16 protein-coding genes are annotated in these 17357 nt (G+C 71.1%); 9 read left to right on the top strand and 7 right to left on the bottom strand.

Going from position 1 to position 17357, the window contains the following annotated elements; all coding sequences use genetic code 11:
- Positions 1–51: 51 nt before the first annotated feature.
- From bsh to BLU02_RS10555, 5 genes are all read right to left on the bottom strand, one after another.
- Positions 52–1029, bottom strand: coding sequence for a choloylglycine hydrolase (gene bsh / locus BLU02_RS10575; RefSeq protein ID WP_060923284.1), 978 nt, complete (start codon positions 1027–1029; stop codon positions 52–54).
- A 146-nt stretch (positions 1030–1175) separates the two neighbouring features.
- Entirely contained in the window at positions 1176–2084 is a 909-nt protein-coding gene (locus BLU02_RS10570; protein ID WP_060923285.1) for a glycine betaine ABC transporter substrate-binding protein, read from the bottom strand.
- Positions 2085–2236: 152 nt separating this feature from the next.
- Positions 2237–3196, bottom strand: a complete 960-nt coding sequence (locus BLU02_RS10565; RefSeq protein ID WP_060923286.1) for an ABC transporter permease — start codon at positions 3194–3196, stop codon at positions 2237–2239.
- Entirely contained in the window at positions 3196–4611 is a 1416-nt protein-coding gene (locus BLU02_RS10560) for a quaternary amine ABC transporter ATP-binding protein (protein WP_231919552.1), read from the bottom strand. Before BLU02_RS10560 ends, BLU02_RS10565 begins: the two co-directional genes overlap by 1 nt.
- A 331-nt stretch (positions 4612–4942) precedes the next feature.
- Positions 4943–6136 carry a class I SAM-dependent methyltransferase gene (locus tag BLU02_RS10555; RefSeq protein ID WP_083370970.1) on the bottom strand — a complete coding sequence of 398 codons (1194 nt, stop codon included), beginning with the start codon at positions 6134–6136 and terminating at the stop codon, positions 4943–4945.
- Positions 6137–6340: 204 nt separating this feature from the next.
- Between BLU02_RS10555 and BLU02_RS10550 the strand changes: the two genes are divergently transcribed.
- The 4 genes from BLU02_RS10550 to BLU02_RS10535 all read left to right on the top strand — a co-directional run bounded on the left by BLU02_RS10550 (position 6341) and on the right by BLU02_RS10535 (position 9624).
- Positions 6341–6730, top strand: coding sequence for a GntR family transcriptional regulator (locus BLU02_RS10550; RefSeq protein WP_060923259.1), 390 nt, complete (start codon positions 6341–6343; stop codon positions 6728–6730).
- Entirely contained in the window at positions 6727–7644 is a 918-nt protein-coding gene (locus BLU02_RS10545; protein ID WP_060923260.1) for an ABC transporter ATP-binding protein, read from the top strand. The genes BLU02_RS10550 and BLU02_RS10545 overlap by 4 nt, the downstream gene beginning before the upstream one ends.
- A complete protein-coding gene (locus tag BLU02_RS10540) occupies positions 7644–8330 on the top strand; it encodes a hypothetical protein (RefSeq protein WP_060923261.1) in 687 nt (228 codons plus the stop codon). Before BLU02_RS10545 ends, BLU02_RS10540 begins: the two co-directional genes overlap by 1 nt.
- 175 nt (positions 8331–8505) lie before the next feature.
- On the top strand, positions 8506–9624 hold the full coding sequence (locus BLU02_RS10535; RefSeq protein ID WP_157547046.1) for an FUSC family protein: 1119 nt from the start codon (positions 8506–8508) through the stop codon (positions 9622–9624).
- Position 9625: 1 nt separating this feature from the next.
- Here the strand turns inward: BLU02_RS10535 and BLU02_RS10530 are convergent, their stop codons facing one another.
- The gene (locus BLU02_RS10530) at positions 9626–10216 is read right to left on the bottom strand and encodes an ArsR/SmtB family transcription factor (RefSeq protein ID WP_060923262.1); all 591 of its coding nucleotides are present in this window, start codon (positions 10214–10216) and stop codon (positions 9626–9628) included.
- Between the two features lie 70 nt (positions 10217–10286).
- Between BLU02_RS10530 and BLU02_RS10525 the strand changes: the two genes are divergently transcribed.
- Positions 10287–11585 carry an MFS transporter gene (locus BLU02_RS10525; protein WP_060923263.1) on the top strand — a complete coding sequence of 433 codons (1299 nt, stop codon included), beginning with the start codon at positions 10287–10289 and terminating at the stop codon, positions 11583–11585.
- Between the two features lie 15 nt (positions 11586–11600).
- Here the strand turns inward: BLU02_RS10525 and BLU02_RS10520 are convergent, their stop codons facing one another.
- Complete coding sequence (locus BLU02_RS10520) at positions 11601–11819, bottom strand: SCO4848 family membrane protein (RefSeq protein ID WP_060923264.1); 219 nt, start codon at positions 11817–11819, stop codon at positions 11601–11603.
- Positions 11820–11938: 119 nt separating this feature from the next.
- Between BLU02_RS10520 and BLU02_RS10515 the strand changes: the two genes are divergently transcribed.
- The 4 genes from BLU02_RS10515 to BLU02_RS10500 are packed head-to-tail and all read left to right on the top strand — an operon-like array spanning position 11939 to position 17129.
- Positions 11939–12562: an RNA polymerase sigma factor gene (locus tag BLU02_RS10515; protein WP_231919551.1), complete on the top strand. Its 624-nt coding sequence runs from the start codon at positions 11939–11941 to the stop codon at positions 12560–12562.
- Positions 12559–13014: a hypothetical protein gene (locus BLU02_RS10510; RefSeq protein WP_025104190.1), complete on the top strand. Its 456-nt coding sequence runs from the start codon at positions 12559–12561 to the stop codon at positions 13012–13014. The genes BLU02_RS10515 and BLU02_RS10510 overlap by 4 nt, the downstream gene beginning before the upstream one ends.
- Positions 13015–13064: 50 nt before the next feature.
- Positions 13065–14636, top strand: a complete 1572-nt coding sequence (locus tag BLU02_RS10505; RefSeq protein WP_083370969.1) for a S8 family peptidase — start codon at positions 13065–13067, stop codon at positions 14634–14636.
- Positions 14637–14684: 48 nt separating this feature from the next.
- Complete coding sequence (locus tag BLU02_RS10500; protein WP_083370968.1) at positions 14685–17129, top strand: CHAT domain-containing protein; 2445 nt, start codon at positions 14685–14687, stop codon at positions 17127–17129.
- Positions 17130–17357: the final 228 nt, after the last annotated feature.

Below are 17357 nucleotides of genomic sequence, written 5' to 3'. Positions count from 1 at the left end.
CAGGCTACGCCGCGGCCGCCCGCCCGATGAGGGGGTTGCGCGGAGCGGAGATCAGTTCTGCATCGCGATCTGCTGCCCCTTCACGAGCGGATACGCCGCGAGCTCGGACCCGTCGAGATCCTCCTTGTGCATGTCCACGCCGGTGATCTGACTGTTCTCGTAGGTCGTGTAGTAGTACACGCCCGTGGCGGTGTTGGCGCACGACGAGTAGATGGTGATCTCGTACTTCTCCTCATCGCCGACCTGCACGCACCCGCGCTGCTGGGCGACAGAGCCGAGGATCTGGAAGAACTGGCTGATCGACTCCGACTCCGTCGTCCCGCACACCGAGTTCATGCGCGTGAACACCGCCTTCACGAACCGCGACGATGACGACAAGTCGCCCGGCAGCCCGATCCCTCCCATGCCGCGACTGTAGAGGTCCATCGGCACGTCCGAGGCGAACGTGTTCTCCGGCTGCCGCTTCGAGAGGTGCTGATAGTCGTTGAGCCGGAAGCTCTGGATGTCGAACGTGGGGTTGTTCGTGAGCACGCCCCAAGGGTTGTCGTAGACCTTGAGGCCGCCGCGCACGCTCTCGACCGTGATCGATGCGCTCTTGTCGGCGATGATCCAGTGCAGCGGCGACAGCGGGAACTCCGGGCTGAAGTCGATGTCGACGAGACTCACCGACCGCAGCGCCTCTTTCACCTCGGCCACCGTCTCGAACTGTCCGAGGACCCAGGGGATGAACTCGAACGGCGTGACCTCGGTGTCCCCCGACCCCGGCGCCGGATAGTGGGCGTTGTCCGGGAAGTTGAGCCCCGCCATGCCGAGCCCCTTCTCGTTGACCGCGTCGTAGTAGAGCGGGTAGCCGTCGGCGATCGTGGCGATCCCGATGATCGCGTGGTGCGTCGGCAACGACGGCAGCCGGTGGAACGGGAACGGGAAGTTCCGCGGTGTGACGGTCACGGTCTCGTTGTACGAGAACTCCAGATCGAGATTCCTCCCGAAGTAGTGGTCGGCGGTCGTGAAACTCAGTCCTGTGCACATGGTCGTGTCCCCCCATCCGCGGGCCGGTCGACCCGCCGGTTTCGCGCCATGCTTCCACCTCCCGTACCGGAATGTAAGTGGGGTCACCCACGACGAAGGAGGGCCTCCCGGCGCGGGAGACCCTCCTTCGAGACGTGCGACGGGTGTCAGCTGGTGACGGTCCAGTCGAACTGGTCGCCGTACTCCTCGAGCCACGCGTCGACCGCGTCGGCTTCCTTGCCCTCGCCGTACTCGTTGACCACGAGGTCTTCGAGCGCGCCGTACTGCTCGTCGTCGAGCTTGATCTTCTCGATCAGCTCGGCAGCCTCGGGGAACTCGTCCGCGAAGCCCGCGGTACCCAGGAAGTGCAGGGCCTCGGCCTCGCCCATGGCGCCCTTCGGGTCTTCGAGGTCCTTCACGGGGAAGGCGTCGTTGGCCCAGAACGGACGCCACAGCGTGACGACGATGTCCTCCTTCTTGTCGGTCGCGGTCTTCAGCTCGGTGAGCATCGCCGCGGTCGACGAGGTGACGAGCTCGTACTCGCCGTCGAGGCCGTACTCGGGCATCATCTTCTGGGTCTGGGCGGTCAGGCCCGCACCCGGCTCGATGCCGTAGATCTTGCCGTCGAAGTCGGCGCCCTTGCCCGCGAGGTCCTCGATCGAGGTGAGCTCGGAGTACTCCGGCACCGCGAGGGTCAGCTTGGCGTTCTCGTAGTACTTGCCGAGGTCTTCGATGTCGTCGCCGTACTTGTCCATGTACGAGGCGTGGGTGAGTTCCGGCCACGCCGACGGGTAGATGTCGACATCGCCCTGCGCGAGCCCGGTGTAGAGCGGGCCGGCCTCGGTGAGCGTCTTCATCTCGACCGTGTAGCCGATCTTCTCGAGCTGGTCCTGCAGGAGGTAGGCGGTGCTGAGGCCGTCGGTCCAGGAGGGCAGGAACCCGAGGGTGATGGTGCCCTTGTCGTCGGCGCCGTCGCCGCCACCGCTCGTGCCGCCGGCGCCGTCGCCGCTGCATCCGGCGAGGGTGAGCGCTGCGGCAGCCCCGAGGGCGGTGATGGTCAGGATCTTCTTCTTCATGTGACTCTCTCTCTTGCGTTCCGTATGTGATTCAGGAGGTGCGGACGAGGCCGCGGGACAGCTGTGCCGGGATCGAAACCGTGCCGGGATCCGCGCCCCCGCGCCCCTTTTCCGTCCCGCACCGGACGAAAGGGGGTGGGGGACGCGGGGGCTCAGGCGCGGGCGAGCTCGGATTCGGTCGAAGCCTCCTCGGCGGGCGCGGAGGCTGCGGGCTCCGACGCCACGGGGGCGGAGGGCCGGGACGAACCGCGACGCTTCAGCATGCCGAGGAGCGAGGAGCGATTCTCGCCGGGGGCACCCAGAGCGGCGGTCACCCGGTCGAGGAACACGGCGATGAGCACGACGCCCAGTCCGGCCTCGACACCCTTGGGGATGTTGATGGTCGAGATCGCCTCGACGACCATCTTCCCGAGCCCGTCGGCACCGGCCATGCCGGCGATGACCGCCATCGACAGGGCGAGCATGATGACCTGGTTGACGCCGGCCATGATGGTCGGCATCGCGAGCGGGAGCTGAATGCCGCGGAGGATCTGCCCCGGCGTCGCTCCGAAGGCGTGGCCGGCCTCGACGGTCTCCGCGTCGACGCCGCGGATGCCCAGCTCGGTCAGGCGCACGCCGGGAGGCAGCGCGAAGATCACGGTGGCGACGAGTCCGGGCACCACACCGATGCCGAAGAACACGATCGCCGGGATCAGGTACACGAAGGCCGGCATGGTCTGCATGAAGTCGAGCACCGGCTTGAGCGTCGCGCGCACGGTCGCATTGCGCGCCGACCAGATGCCGAGCGGCACCGCGATCAGCACGGCCACGACCGCGGCGACGAGCACCAGGGCGAGCGTCTGCATCGCCGGGACCCAGAGGTCCATGGCGACGATGAGCCCGAACGACAGGATCGTGCCGATGGCGAGCTGCCACGAGCGCACGAGCCAGGCGATCAGCGCCGCGATCACGATGATGACCGCGAAGTGCGGCGTGAGGAGCAGGCGGGTGAGGCCGTCGACGAGGAAGCTCACCACGAACGAGACCGCGTCGAGCAGGCCGTCGAGGTTGGCTGTGATCCAGTCGACGCCGGCGGCGACCCAGTCGCCCACGGGGATGCGGAAACCGTCCATCAGCGCACCTCCTCCGTGTCGACCTGGGCCCCTGAGGCGAACCCGCCCTGGGTCCCTGAGGCGAACCCGCCCTGGGTCCCTGAGGCGAACCCGCCCTGGGTCCCTGAGGCGAACCCGCCCTGGGTCCCTGAGCTCGTCGAAGGGCCGGGCTCGGCCGTCCACCCGTCGTCGAGCACGGCGTCGATCTCGGCCTGGGGCATGGGGGTCATCGGCAGCAGGATCTCCTCGGTCGCTCCGGGCCCGGGACCGAGCGCCGCGAGCAGCGTGACGCGCGGGATCACGCCCGCGAGGCGGCCGTCGGCATCCGTCACCGCGAGGGGCAGCGGCGACTCGACGGCCGGGACGAACAGGTTCATGAGGACGTCGTCCTCGCGGACGCTCTGCAGCACCGGCTTGATGATCGAGTCGAGGCGCGTGGCGCCCTGACGGACGAGCTTCACGGCGTCGCGATCGGTGACGACGCCCACGAGCTGGCGGTCCTTGCCGACCACGTAGGTCGCCGACATGTAGGCGTCGCGCATCTGGCGGAGCGCAGTGCGAGGACCGGCCGACTCGGCGACGACGGGGCGCGGACGCTCCATGACGTTCGCGGCGGTGAGCACGCGGGCACGGTCGACGTCCTGCACGAACTGCTCGACGTAGTCGTTCGCCGGGTCCATGAGGATGTCCTCCGGCGTGCCGATCTGCACGATGCGACCGTCGCGCATGACGGCGATGCGGTCACCGAGGAACATGGCCTCGTTGAGGTCGTGCGTGATGAAGACGATGGTCTTCTGGAGCTTCTGCTGCAGCTCCAGGAGCTGCTCCTGCATCTCGCGGCGGATCAGCGGGTCGAGCGCGCTGAAGGCCTCGTCCATGAGCAGGATGTCGCTGTCGGCGGCGAGGGCGCGGGCGATGCCCACGCGCTGCTGCATACCGCCGGAGAGCTCGGAGGGCAGCTTGTCGCCCTGACCCTCGAGCCCGACGAGGGCGAGGATCTCCTCGGCCTTGGCCTGGCGCTCGGCCTTGCCGACGCCCTTGAGCTCGAGCGGGTAGGCGACGTTCGCGGCGACCGTGCGGTGCGGCAGCAGCGCGAAGTGCTGGAACACCATCGAGATGCGGTCGCGGCGGATCTCCCGGAGGCGCGCGGCAGGGATCCCGGTGATGGGGTCGCCCCCCACGGTGACGGTGCCGGCGGTGATGTCGTGCAGGCCGTTCAGCATGCGGATGATGGTCGATTTGCCCGATCCGGACAGGCCCATGATGACGAAGATCTCACCGCGGTTGACGGTGAAGCTGGCGTCGATGACGGCGGCGGTCCCCGCGTCGGCGACGGCGGCACGGCTCTCCCCGGCCTTCAGTCGACGGACGGCGGCGCTCGGATTCCTCCCGAACACCTTGTACAGATGGCGCGCTTCGAGTGCTGTTTCGGACACGTTTCCCCTGCGGCTCGGCCTTCGGGTGGCTGAGCCTGCTTCGGTCACGTCCGGGTGATCCTCACGAGGCCGTTCGACGTCTTCGCTGTGGCGGCACAGGCGGCGGATTTCGGATCCGCCGCAGAGGGGATCGACCGTACGCCCACGCCTCTTCGCCGCACAGCTCATCGAAGGAAGGACGTGACCGCGGACTGGTCTATGGGCCGTCAGGCCCGCCAACCAACGTAACGAAATGGCCGGTCAGCGGCAAATCCTGCGCCACGGAGCCGCCCGGGTTTCCGCCGCTGACCGGGGGATAGTACGAGCGTCTAGCAATCTCGGCGCACCGCGTTCACGGGCGTCGGACGGTGCGAGTCACGGTGAACTTCGGGGTGCGCCGGAGCTGCTCGGTGGGGCCGAGGAGCCGGGTCAGCTCGGCCCGATAGCCGAGGCTCGAGTTGTACACGGTGAACAGCTCGCCGCCGGGGCGGAGCAGACGCGCGGCGGCTTCGAACAGGCGGGTCGCGGCGCCGGTGTGCACGCTGGCACCGAGGTGGAACGGCGGATTCAGGAGAACCGTATCGAAGCTCCCCGCGGCGAGCGCCGAGCCCGCGTCGTCGTGGGTGACCTCGACCCGATCGGCCACCCCGTTCGCCGACGCGGTGCCACGGGCGGAGGCGACGGCGGCGGCCGAGCGGTCCGTGGCGACGACCCGGTCCCGCGGGGAGGCGAGTGCCCAGGACGCGGCGAGCGCGCCGGTCCCGCAGCCGAGGTCGAGGACGCGGCGCCCGCCGTTCACAACTCCGGAAGAACGGCTGCTCTCGCCGCCGTTCCGCTCGTTCTCGGCGCGTGTCACCTCTGTTCTCCTGAGTTGTGGACCGCCCAGGCCGAGCACCTCGAGCAGGACCCGGGTGCCGATATCGAGGCGGGACCCGGCGAAGGCGCCGCCGTGGGCCACGAGGACGAGGTCGCCGTGCCACGCGGAGACCGGGAACGGCGGCGACTCGGGCACCGGGAGCGGCTCGGAGGCGACGAGCAGCCGCGACTTCCGCTCGGCGCGCTGCGCCTGTACCTGGGCGAAGCTCCGCGCCAGGACATCGTTCTGCGCCAGAGTCATGTGCTTCACTCGACCGCCGGCGACGAGCACCACGTCAGGCGCAGCCCACCGGGCGACCGCATCCGCGATCTCCTCCAGTTCGGCGAGGGCCTTCGGGAGCTGCAGCAGCACCAGTTGTGCACCGGCGAGCAGGCCCTCGTCGAGTTCGTGCGGGGTGAACCCACCGCTCCCGAGCTCCTCGGCGTTGCGGGCGAGCGCGCGGCGTCCGGTCGCGAGGTCCTGGTGCACCCGGATCCCGCGCCGCCCGGCCGCCGTGAGAGCCAGCGTGATCGCGCCGTACTCGTCGCCGATCACGACCGTCTCGGACCCCGGCACGTCGAGCGCGAGTGCGCGTTCCACGAGCAGGAGGTCGGTCGCATCGTGGGCCTGGAGGTTGTCCGCCTCGACGTCGGGCCAGCGACGCAGACGACTGTGGGGGAACTCCGGCACCAGCCCACTGTACGCGGCCTGCCTCACCCCCTCCCCGTGCACAACTTCGGAGCTGACGGCCGACACGCCGCCAGAACCGACCGACGGGCGGCATGTCGACGGAGATCTCCGAAGCTGCGCCCGCCCACATACAGAGGGATTGACACCGTGGCTGGTTCCGTGGTTACTTAGTCAAGTAAGTAACCCAGCGACCACGGAGGACTCGTGATCGAAGAAGGCAAGCCGCTCTTCCTCCAGATCGCCGAGCAGATCGAGGACTCCATCCTCGACGGCTCGCTGGCCGAGGAGGCGCAGGCCCCTTCGACGAACGAGCTCGCCGCGTTCTACCGCATCAACCCCGCCACTGCCGCGAAGGGAGTCGCCATGCTCACCGACAAGGGAGTGCTACACAAGCGCCGAGGCATCGGCATGTTCGTCTCGGAAGGCGCCAGGGACCTGCTCCTCGGCGAGCGCCGCGCGGCCTTCGCCGACCGCTACATCGACCCGCTCCTCGCGGAGGCCCGCACGCTGGGCCTCGGCGCGGAAGACCTCGCGGACCTGCTCCGTCAGCGCGCCGCATCCGCCCCCACCCCAGAAGGGAAGAACCCCGCATGACCGCCGTCATCGAGGTGCAGAACCTCACCAAGCGCTACAAGGAGAAGCGGGCGCTCGACAACGTGTCGCTCGCCCTCGAGGGAGGCTCGATCTACGGGCTCCTCGGCCGCAACGGCGCCGGGAAGACGACACTCATGTCGATCCTCACGGCCCAGAACTTCGAATCCTCCGGCACCGTGAAGGTGTTCGGCGAGCACCCGTACGAGAACGCGCATGTGCTCGGCCGGATCTGCTTCGTCCGGGAGAGCCAGAAGTACCCGGACGACGCGACCCCGCGGCACGCGTTCGCCGCCGCCCGCCTGTTCTTCCCGCACTGGGACCAGGGCCTCGCGGACGAGCTCATCGCGGAGTTCCAGCTGCCGATGAAGCAGACCATCAAGAAGCTGTCCCGCGGGCAGCTCTCCGCGGTCGGCGTGATCATCGGCCTGGCCTCCCGCGCCGAGATCACGTTCTTCGACGAGCCCTATCTGGGACTCGACGCGGTCGCTCGGCAGATCTTCTACGACCGCCTCGTGGAGGACTACGCGGAGCACCCGCGCACGATCATCCTCTCCTCGCACCTGATCAACGAGGTCGCGAACCTCATCGAGAAGGTCATCGTGATCGACAACGGCCAGATCCTCCTCAACGAGGACACGGATGCCGTCCGCGACCGCGCCGTGACCGTCGTCGGGGATGCCGCGAAGGTCGACGCCTGGGTCGGCGATCGCGAGGTGCTGCACCGGGACGAGCTCGGTCGCGTCGCCTCCGTCACCGTGCTCGGCGCCCTCACCGCCGACGATCGCGCGGAGGTGCGGGCCGCCGGCCTCGACCTCGCCCCCGTCTCGCTGCAGCAGCTCATCGTCCGCCTCACCCAGAAGGCGGAGACCCGCACCGGCACCAGAGCCGACGCCACCACGGAAGGAGTCCGCTGATGCGACGCACACTCAACGTCATCCGCCTGCAGCTCATCAACCGGCAGACCTTCGTCTGGGTGCCGCTGATCATCCTCGCTTCGGCTGTGGTGATCTCGGTCCTCATCTACGCGATGATTCCCGGCGACGCCCCCAAGTACGGCGGAGGCGGCCAGGCACCGCTGTGGTACTTCTTCGCGATCGGGCTGTCGGCCATGACGCTGACCTTCCCGTTCTCCCAGGCCATGAGCGTCACCCGGCGCGAGTTCTTCATCGGAACCCTGCTGACCGCGATCCTCGGCAGCGCGCTGCTCGGTCTGCTGTTCCTCCTCGGCGGCGCGATCGAGCTGGCCACGAACGGGTACGGCGTGAACGGCTGGGTGTTCCACCTGCCGTGGCTGTGGGAGGCCGGACCGCTCGGAGCCTTCGTCGTCTACTTCACCCTCGCCCTGTTCTTCTTCGTGGTCGGGTTCACCGGCGCGACGATCTACAAGAGCTGGGGCCCGATGGTGCTCACCATCGTGGGCGTCGCCCTGGCGCTCCTCCTCGTGGGGGTCGTGTTCCTCGTGACGCGGCTCGAGCTGTGGGGCGACGTGTGGCTCGGCATCCTCGACCTCGGCGCCGTGGGCCTCGCCCTCTGGGGGCTCGTGGTCGTCGCCGTCCTCAGCGCCGTCTCCTTCCTCGCGTTCCGCCGGGCCACGCCCTGACGCGACGACCGGAATCCGCCGATGCCGCGGCCGCGCACCCCGCGCGGTCGCGGCATCCGCGTTCGGCCGCCCTCTACCCGGCGACCCGAGGCGGGGCAACCCGGTGGCCGCGCGCCGCCTACCGCCCTATCCTCGCCAGAGATGGACCACCCGACCGCCGCGAGGAGAGGATGACGTGACGCCCGACCTTGCGCGCCTGCGCGTCCGCGAGCGCCGCTCGTACCTCGCCCGCACCGTCCGTGAGGCGGTCCGCCCCGCCCGTCTGCTCCTCGTGGTCAAGACGGCGCTCGCCGTCGGACTCGCGTGGACGATCGCGCCGCACATGCCGGGGGTCACCGACGAGTACCCGTATTACGCACCCCTGGGTGCGCTCGTGAGCATGTACCCCACACTCATGGGGTCCATGCGGTCGAGCCTGCAGACCCTGTTCGGTCTGGCCACCGGTATCGGTCTGGCCGCGGTGATCGTGCTCACCGTCGGGCCGACGTGGTGGACGATCCCGCTCGTTGTCGGGCTCGGAGTCCTCGTCTCCGGCACCGGCTGGTTCGGCGTCGGCAAGGAGTACGTCCCGATGGCGGCGCTGTTCGTGCTCATCATCGGCGGTCAGAACGCGGACGACTACTCCCTCGGCTACCTCGCCCAGATGGGGGTCGGGATCGTCATCGGTCTGGTGGTGAACCTCCTCTTCGCCCCCGCCCCGCTCATCGGATCCGCCGAGGCGCGGGTGGAGGAGTTCCGACGACAGCTCGCCGGGCACCTCCACGACATCGGCTCCGCGGTCTCGGAGTCCTGGCCGCCGGAGACCGCACAGTGGGCCGACGATGCCGCGGCGCTCGCCGAGACCACCGCCGACCTCCGTGCCGCCCTGGCCGAAGCCGACGAGAGCGTCCGCTACAACCCGCGCGCGCGACGCCGGCATGCGGGCACTGCCCACATCCACGAGCAGCTCTCCACCCTCGACCGGATCGCGCACCTCATCCGGGACATCGCCGACGCGACGGCCGACACGATCTGGGAGCGTCCGGCGGCCATGCCCCTGGATCCTGCCCTGCCCGAGCCGTTGTCGGCGGCCTGCCACGCCGTCGCCGACGTCATCGCGGAGGACGACCCCGCCTCGAGCGCGGCGCATCGCCGCCGCGCGGAGGCGGCGCGCGCGATCCGGCTGCTGCTGGAGAAGGTCGACGACCGCACGTTCGACGTGCGCAGCTCGATGGGACCGGGCGTGCTGACGGCGATGCACCTCCGCCGCATCCTCATCCTCAGCGGCGAGCGCCTCGACGACGAAGACGAGTGAGTCAGATGGTGTCGTCGGCGACGACGATGTCCAGCTGCCAGTGACGGCCCGCGGGGTCGGTGTCGTCGTGCGCGTCGTCGGCGGCGGAGAGCACGTCATCGATCTTGTGCATCACGTCGTCGAACTCGGCCTCGGTCAGTCGGATGGTGCGCTGCACGAACGACGCGTGCACGTCGGCGGTGCGACCGGACACATACTCGGGCGTCCAGGCCACCACACGGCGGAGCAGGTCGACGTGGTCCTCTGCGAGCGCGGCCACCACCGCATCGCCGAGCGCCTCGTCCGCGACCGGATTCTCCGGACCGCCGACGGTGAGGGCGCCCTTGCGTCCCGTCCACACGCGGTCGCGACGGTCTCTGGCCTGCTCCGGAGCCTCCTCGATGAGTCCCGCCTCGGCGAGCACCCGCAGGTGGAAGCTGGCGCTGTTGGCCGGCACGTCGAGCGCGCCGGCGATGTCCGCGGCGCGCAGGAAACCGCGGCGCGCGATGAGGCGGAGGATCTGGCGGCGCAGCGGGTGTGAGTAGGCCTTGAGCATGGCCGACGTCATGAAGGCGGCGTCCTCCCGAGAGGTCTTCTCCGCGTCGTCAGCCATTCCCCGATCCTAGTCACGCAAATGCGCACGAACAGTTGCGCAATTATTCTTGCGGAACTATCGTCGAGCCATGAGCACGACGAGCACTCCGCACCGCCTGTGGCAGAACACGCGCTACCTCACCTGGCTCGTGAGCGACACGAGCAAGGGGCTCGCCTCGGCGCTCTTCGGGTTCGCGGTCCCGCTCCTCGCGCTCGTCATCACGAACGACCCCGCACAGGCCGGCATCATCGCGGGGGCGGGCATGGTGGCGCGTGTGCTGCTCACCCTCGTGGGCGGGATCATCGCGGACCGGCACCAGCGCATCGTGCTCATGCTCGTCGGCTCGATTCTGGGGATCGTGCTGGCCGGGGCCTTCACCCTGCTCGCCCTCGGCGGCGCCCTCACCTTCGCAACTCTCCTCGTGATCGACGTGCTGCTGGCCGCGCGGAGCGGCCTCTTCGACGTCGCCGGGGAGAGCGCGCTGAAGGAGATCGTCCCGGACGACGCGATGGGGCGCGCGCAGGCCGCGAACCAGGGGCGCGATGCGGCCCTTCAGCTCGCCGGCGGCCCGCTGGGCGGGCTGCTGCTCGGCGTAGGCGGCTGGCTCGTCGGCGCGGTCATGACCCTGTGCCACCTCGTCGCCGCCGTGACCGCCGGGCTCCTCGGGCGACAGGTCCGGCGCGCGGGCATCGCCGACGTCGGCGCCCTGGACGAGGACGACGGCGGCGCGCCCCCCGCGCGCCCGAACGCCTGGCGGGAGTTCCGCGAAGGCTTCGGCTGGCTGCTGTCCCGTCCCGACCTCGGCGGCGTCATGCTCATCATGACCATCGTGAACCTCGGCTTCAACGCCGCGATCACCACGGCCGTCTATGCGCTGCAGCAGGCAGGCCATTCCGAACTCCTCATCGGAACCGTCAGCGCGGCCATCGGCGCCGTAATGCTCGTCGGCGCGATCGTCGCCCCGCTCCTCGTGCCCCGGATCCCGGCGGGCGTGCTCACGATCGGCGGGCTCGCAGTGGTCGCCCTCGGCGCCGTCGTGCTGTCGTTCGCGTCGGCACCGTGGACCGTCTCCGCCGTCCTCGGTGCCACGGTGCTCCTCGTCCCCGCCCTGAACGCCGGGATGATGGGCTACTTCATGGTGGCCACGCCATCACGTCTGCTGGGGCGCGCGAACAGCGCCATGGGGGTCCTCGCGATGGGCGCGATGCCGCTCGCCCCGCTCATCGCCGGCTTCGGCCTGGCCGGGCTCGGACGACAAGGCACCATCCTCATCTGCGCGGCCCTCTGCGTGGTGGCCGCCGCCCTCGCGATCGGGAACCGCGCCCTCCGCAGCCTCCCGGTCGAGTCTCGCTGGGCCGCGCACGCCGCCCGGTACGAGGGGGACTGAGGTGGAGACACTGCGCTAGGGCGCGACCGCGAGCACGGTGATCCCCGCCGCCGCGGAGGCCACGGCCAGCACCAGCGCGATCGCGATGAGGATGCCGTGCACGCGGAGGAACGGGGTGGCCTTGCCGTTCTCGTCCCTCGCACGCGGGTCCTTCGCGACGCGGGTGTAGAACCGCGGCCAGACCAGCACGTTGAAACCGGCGTTGAGGAACAGCACGACGACGAGAGCGATCACCCCTCCACGCTAGCGAGGGCGGCGTCGCACCACGGATCCGGCCGTCGGAATTCTTGGACGGCGACATGTATCACCGAGCCCTTGCCGTGCTCCTAGTAGGTGTGATCACAATGGGCTTCATGATCGACGGTGCCCCCGGCGCCGCCTTCGATCCGGCATCCGACGACGGGCGTGCACGCTGGGAACGCGCCGCGGACCTGTTCGATGCGTGGCGCGATGGCGACGGCCGCTCGATGGACGACCTGGTACGGCTGATGACGCCCGTGCTCTGGCACGTCGTGCGCGCCTACGGCCTCGAACGCACCCTCGCGGAAGACGTCGTGCAGACGACCTGGCTCCAGCTCGTGCGTGGCCACGGCGCCATCGCCGACTCGCGTGCCGTCTCCGCCTGGCTCACGACCACCGCCCGCCGCGAGGCCTGGAAGGTCGGCAAGGCCGTTGGTCGCGTCGACACCGCGGAATCCGACGACCTGGACGCCCTGCTTCCGGAGCAGGCGTCCGCGGAGGAGCACGCCGCGCTCGACGACGAGAACCGCCGACTCTGGGCCGCCGTCCGCCGCCTTGCCGAGCGCTGCCAACGACTGCTCCGCGTGATCGCCTTCGAGGACCGTCCTGACTACGCCCGCCTCGCCCGCGACCTCTCCATGCCGGTCGGCAGCATCGGCCCGACCCGCAGCCGCTGCCTCGCGAAGCTCCGCGACCTCCTCGACGCCCCGGCCACCCGGACGGAGGGACAATCATGAGCGATGAGGACGACGCCCGACTGTTCGCCCGCCTGCGCAGCCTCTGGAGAGAGGTCGATCCGGTCCCTGCCGGGCTGATCGACCGGATGGTCGCCGCGGTCGCCGCGGACGGGCTCAACCGCGAGTACGCGCTGCTCACGCTCGTGGAAGGCCAGCTCGGCGCGGTCCGCGGCGAGACCGACGCCCTCACGCTGCAGTTCAGCGACGGCAGCACGAGCATCCTCCTCCACGTCACGACGACCGCGTCCGGGCGACGGCGGATCGACGGCTGGGTGGACACCGCCGCCGCGGAGATCCTGTTGCTGCAGGGCGAGCGCGAGCGCCGCACGACCCCGGCGGAGACCGGCCGATTCGTGTTCGACGAGGTGCCGTCCGGGCTCAGCCGCGTGCGCCTGACCGCGACGGTCGGCGACGAGACCCGCACCCTGGAGACCCCGCAGTTCGAGTTGTGACCCCGCGTCGCCGGCGCCGTCGCCGGCGATGCCCACGGAGAGGATGACCGATGGAGCAGCCCCAGGGATGGACCTGGCAGGACCGCGCGGAGGGATCGATCCGCCGCGGCACCGCCCTCGACCCCAGCACGGAACCGGTGGACGGGATCCGGGCGTTCCCCACCGCGTACCTGCCCGAGCGGCTGCTCATCACGCGCGCCCTGGACGAGCAGGAGGCGTACGACCGCGAGCTGCGCGCCTTGAGGGATGCCGCGGACTCCTTCGGCTGGCGGCTGGAGGTGGAGTCGCCGGAGCGCGAGATCGGGAACGGCGAGCTCGTGCCGGGTGTCGCGGGGTTCCTGCGGGCACGCCTGACCACGCCGGATGAGCCGACCAGGGGCGAGTCCCCCGTGGCGCCCGACGCCTGGCGGGTGCTGCAGCGCGCGCGCCGGCTGTCGCGCTCGACCATGCCGCGGACCAGCCTGGAGCACGTGCTCTCGATCGACCCGGTCGGACTCAACCCGTTCACCCGGACGAACCCGTTCACGCGGACGAACCCGTTCACGCGGACGAACCCCGTCCGCGGTGCCGCTCCCGGCGGAGGCGGCAGCGACGACTACCTGGAGCCCGGACGCGGGGCGCGGCAGCCGGTCACCTGGCTCGGCCCCGCTCCGGCTCGAGCAGCCGCTCCGAAGCGCGGACGACGACCGGTCGTGGCGATCCTCGACACCGGCTGCGGGGAGCACGCCTGGCTGCCGTCCGACATCGTCACCCGGCACGTCGAACTCGACGGCGTCCCCGTGGGCTTCACGGACGACGCCGACCCCGAACGCTACCCCGACCTGTACGGGCAGCTCGACGGCGAGATCGACGCGGTGGCCGGTCACGGCACCTTCATCGCGGGCCTCGTGCGTCAGGCCGCCCCGGACGCCGACATCCTCTCGATCCGCGTCGCCGGGGCGCTCGGGGTGGTCGACGAGAGCACGCTCCTGGAAACCGTGGCACAGGTCGTGGAACTGCTGCGGCGGCACCGCGAGGACCCGACGACCGGCTACCCGATCGACGTGCTCAACCTCTCCCTCAGCTACTACCACGAGACCCCGACCGACGGACTCTTCAGCAGGACTCTGTACGAGCTGCTCGCGAAGGCCAGGGAGCTCGGCTGCGTGGTCGTCTGCTCGGCCGGCAACGACGCGATCGATCGGCCCTCGTTCCCCGCCTCGCTGTGGCCGTGGCCGGGCGCCGACAACGGGCTGCCGTCCGACGACGGCGCTCCGCACGTGTCGGTCGGCGCCCTGAACCCGTCGGCGCACTCCGTCGCCCTGTTCTCGAACGTCGGCCCCTGGGTGCAGGTGTTCGCGCCGGGCGCCGCCGTGGTCAGCACCTCGCCCGCCTTCGTCGGCGGCGCGCAGGCCGCGACCCGCGCGGACATCGACGGGCTGCCGCGCGAGACGCTCGACCCGGACGACTACCGCGGCGGCTTCGCGGTGTGGAGCGGCACCTCCTTCGCGGCTCCGTACATCGCCGGTCGGGTCGCGGCCCAGCTCGGCGCCGTCCCGGCCGCGGGGGTGAAGCCCGCCGTCGCCGGGAAGGCCGTCGCCGCCGTGCTGAAGTCGCTGCCGACGCCGCACGAGCGGCTCTGACCCCTCGCACCCTTCCGCACGACCGCTCCGGCACGGCATCCTGGACGGATGCCCCTGTCCGCGAGCGCGCTGCACCGACGCGGCGTCGAGGCGGCCAACGCCCGGCAGTTCACCCGTGCCAGGCGGGAACTGGAGAAGGCCGCCGCCCGCACCGACGACGCCGACCTCCGCGCCCGCATCGACGGGACGGCCGCCTACGTGCTCGCGCAGACCGGCGAGCCCGCGGCGGCGGAGGCGCTGTGCCGGGAGGCGCTGGCCAGGGACGGGCTGCAGGCCGAGACCATCGCCCTCCTCGGCGGGCAGCTCGGCGCCCTCCTCATGCACGGGGGCCGGATGGAGGAGGCCGAGGCGAGCCTGACCGCCGCGATCGACGCCCTGGCCGCGACCGGGAGCGAGACCCCCGCGCTCGCCAACTGCCTGATGAACCGGGCGGTCGTGCGGATGCAGCGCCATCACCTGGAGACCTGCATGGCCGACCTCCGTCGTGCGATCGGGATCTACGAGGCGCACGACGAACGGGACTCCCTCGCCGAGGCCATGCACAACCTCGGTTACGCCGCGCTCCTCGGCGGCGACCTCGTCTCGGCGCTGCGCCTGATGGCCGAGTCCCGGCCGACATTCGCCGCCACCAGTGCCCTCGCCACCGCCATCAGCGACCTCGACCGCGCCGAGGTGCTCCGCGACGCCGGGCTGACGACCGAGGCGGAGGCGCTGCTCGCCCAGGTGGCCGTGCAGTTCGGCGCCCAGCGGATGCGTCAGGCCCGCGGGGAGGCGGAGTTCCACCTCGCCCGCTCGCTCGTCCGCCACGATCCGCGGGCCGCGGCGCGGGCGGCGCGGACGGCCGCCCGCCGCTTCACCGCCCTCGGCAGCAGCGGCTGGGCGGCCCGCGCCGCGGCGGTGGAACTGGAAGCGCGACAGCGGATCCGGCCCGATCGCCCCCTCGACGCCGCCGCGTGGGAGCAGGTGGCGCAGGAGCTCGACCGGAGCGGCTTCCGCACCGAGGCCACGGCCCTGCGGTTGAGCGCCCGCCGCGACGGCACCGGTCGTCTCCCCCGCATCCCCGCCTCGGCCCCGACGCCGCTGCGGCTCCGCGCGCAGGAGGTGCGCGCGGCCCGCGCCGCCGGACGCGGTCGCGACGGGGAGGCGCTGCGCGCCGCGGCCACCGGGCTCGACCTGCTGTCGGCGTGGCAGCGGTCGTTCGGCGCCCTCGACCTGCAGGCCTCCGTCGCCATGCACGCCAGCGACCTCGTGTTCACGGGACTCGCCGCCGCCGTCCGCCGCCGCGACCCGGCCACGCTCTTCGAGTGGTCCGAGCGCGCCCGGCATCTCAGTCAGCAGGTCGCCCCGGTCCGCCCGCCGCACGACGACGCCCTCGCCGCCGACCTCGCCGAGCTGCGGATGCTGCGCGCCGACCTCGCGGGGGCGGACTGGACGACCGACCCCACCGTCCGCGCGCTCCGCGACCGGGTGCGGGAGCGGCAGTGGTCGGCCACCGGCTCCGGGGCGATGCGGGAACGTCGGACGCTGACCGAGGCCTCCGCGCTCCTGCCGGCCGACACGGCAGTCCTGGCCTACGTCTATACCGGCGCCGACCTGCACGGGGTGGTGGTGCAGCCGGACGGCGCGACCCTCGTCGCCCTGTCCTGGCCGCGAGTGCGGGCCGCTCTCGACGGCCTGCGCGCTGACCTCGACATGGCCGCTCTCACCCGGGACGGCGCGATGGGGCCGGTGACCGCGCGCGCTCTGACGGCGCGTCTCGCTGTCCTCGACGAGGAGCTGCTCGCGCCGATGCGCCGGGCCGCCGCGGGCGCCGCGCGGTTCGCGATCACCGTTCCCGGCATCCTCGGCGGGGTGCCGTGGGCCATGCTCCCCGGCATGCACGGAGTGCCGTTCACCCTCGCGACCTCGGTCTCGCGCTGGCTCGACGGGGAGGCTTCGGCCGCCTCGACCCCGCGCGTCGGGTTCGCGGCGGGACCACGGGTGGCGCGGGCCGCGGAAGAGGTCCAGCGCGCAGCGGAATCCTGGGCGAGACGAGGGACGACCCGGACGCTGCAGGGCCCCACCGCGACCGTGACCGCCGTCACGGAGCTGGCGGCCTCCGTCGACGTGCTCCATATCGCTGCGCACGGACGCCACGCGGTCGACAATCCGCTGTTCTCCGGGTTCGAACTCGCCGACGGGGTGCTCTTCGGCTACGACGTCGACCTCATCGCCCGGGTGCCGCGGACCGTGATCCTCTCGGCGTGCGAGCTGGGTCGCTCCTCCGTGCGCTGGGGCGAGGAGGCCCTGGGCATGACGCGGGTGTGGTTGCACGCGGGCGCGGAGGCGGTGATCGCGGCCCCCGTCACGGTGCCGGACGACGACGCGTGCGAGCTCCTGACCGCGGTCCACGAGGGTCTCGCCGGCGGCGCGTCCCCCGCCGACGCCCTGGCGAGCGCCGCGCTCATGACGGGGGTTTCCGCCCCGTTCCAGTGTCACGGCAACGGATTCTGACTTTTTTCCCGGATCGAGGTATCAGAATCGCACCCGCCTTCTCCTGTTCTTCGGAAGGTGTCGAGCGAAAGGCCTCGAAGGGAGAGGCACGAGGGAGGCGCCGTCGGTTCTGGGGAAACGCCGCTGGGGAGCGGGAAGACGAGACGGACACCATCTGCTCCGGGAGCGTCGCGGTATGCAGCCGCGATGCTCCCGCAGGGCCTCGGCGATCTGGGGACGCCGAGGCCC

Origin of the sequence: Microbacterium paraoxydans (assembly GCF_900105335.1) — a bacterium.
Taxonomy (GTDB): Bacteria; Actinomycetota; Actinomycetes; order Actinomycetales; family Microbacteriaceae; genus Microbacterium; species Microbacterium paraoxydans.
This window is presented reverse-complemented; position numbering and strand designations above follow the sequence as displayed.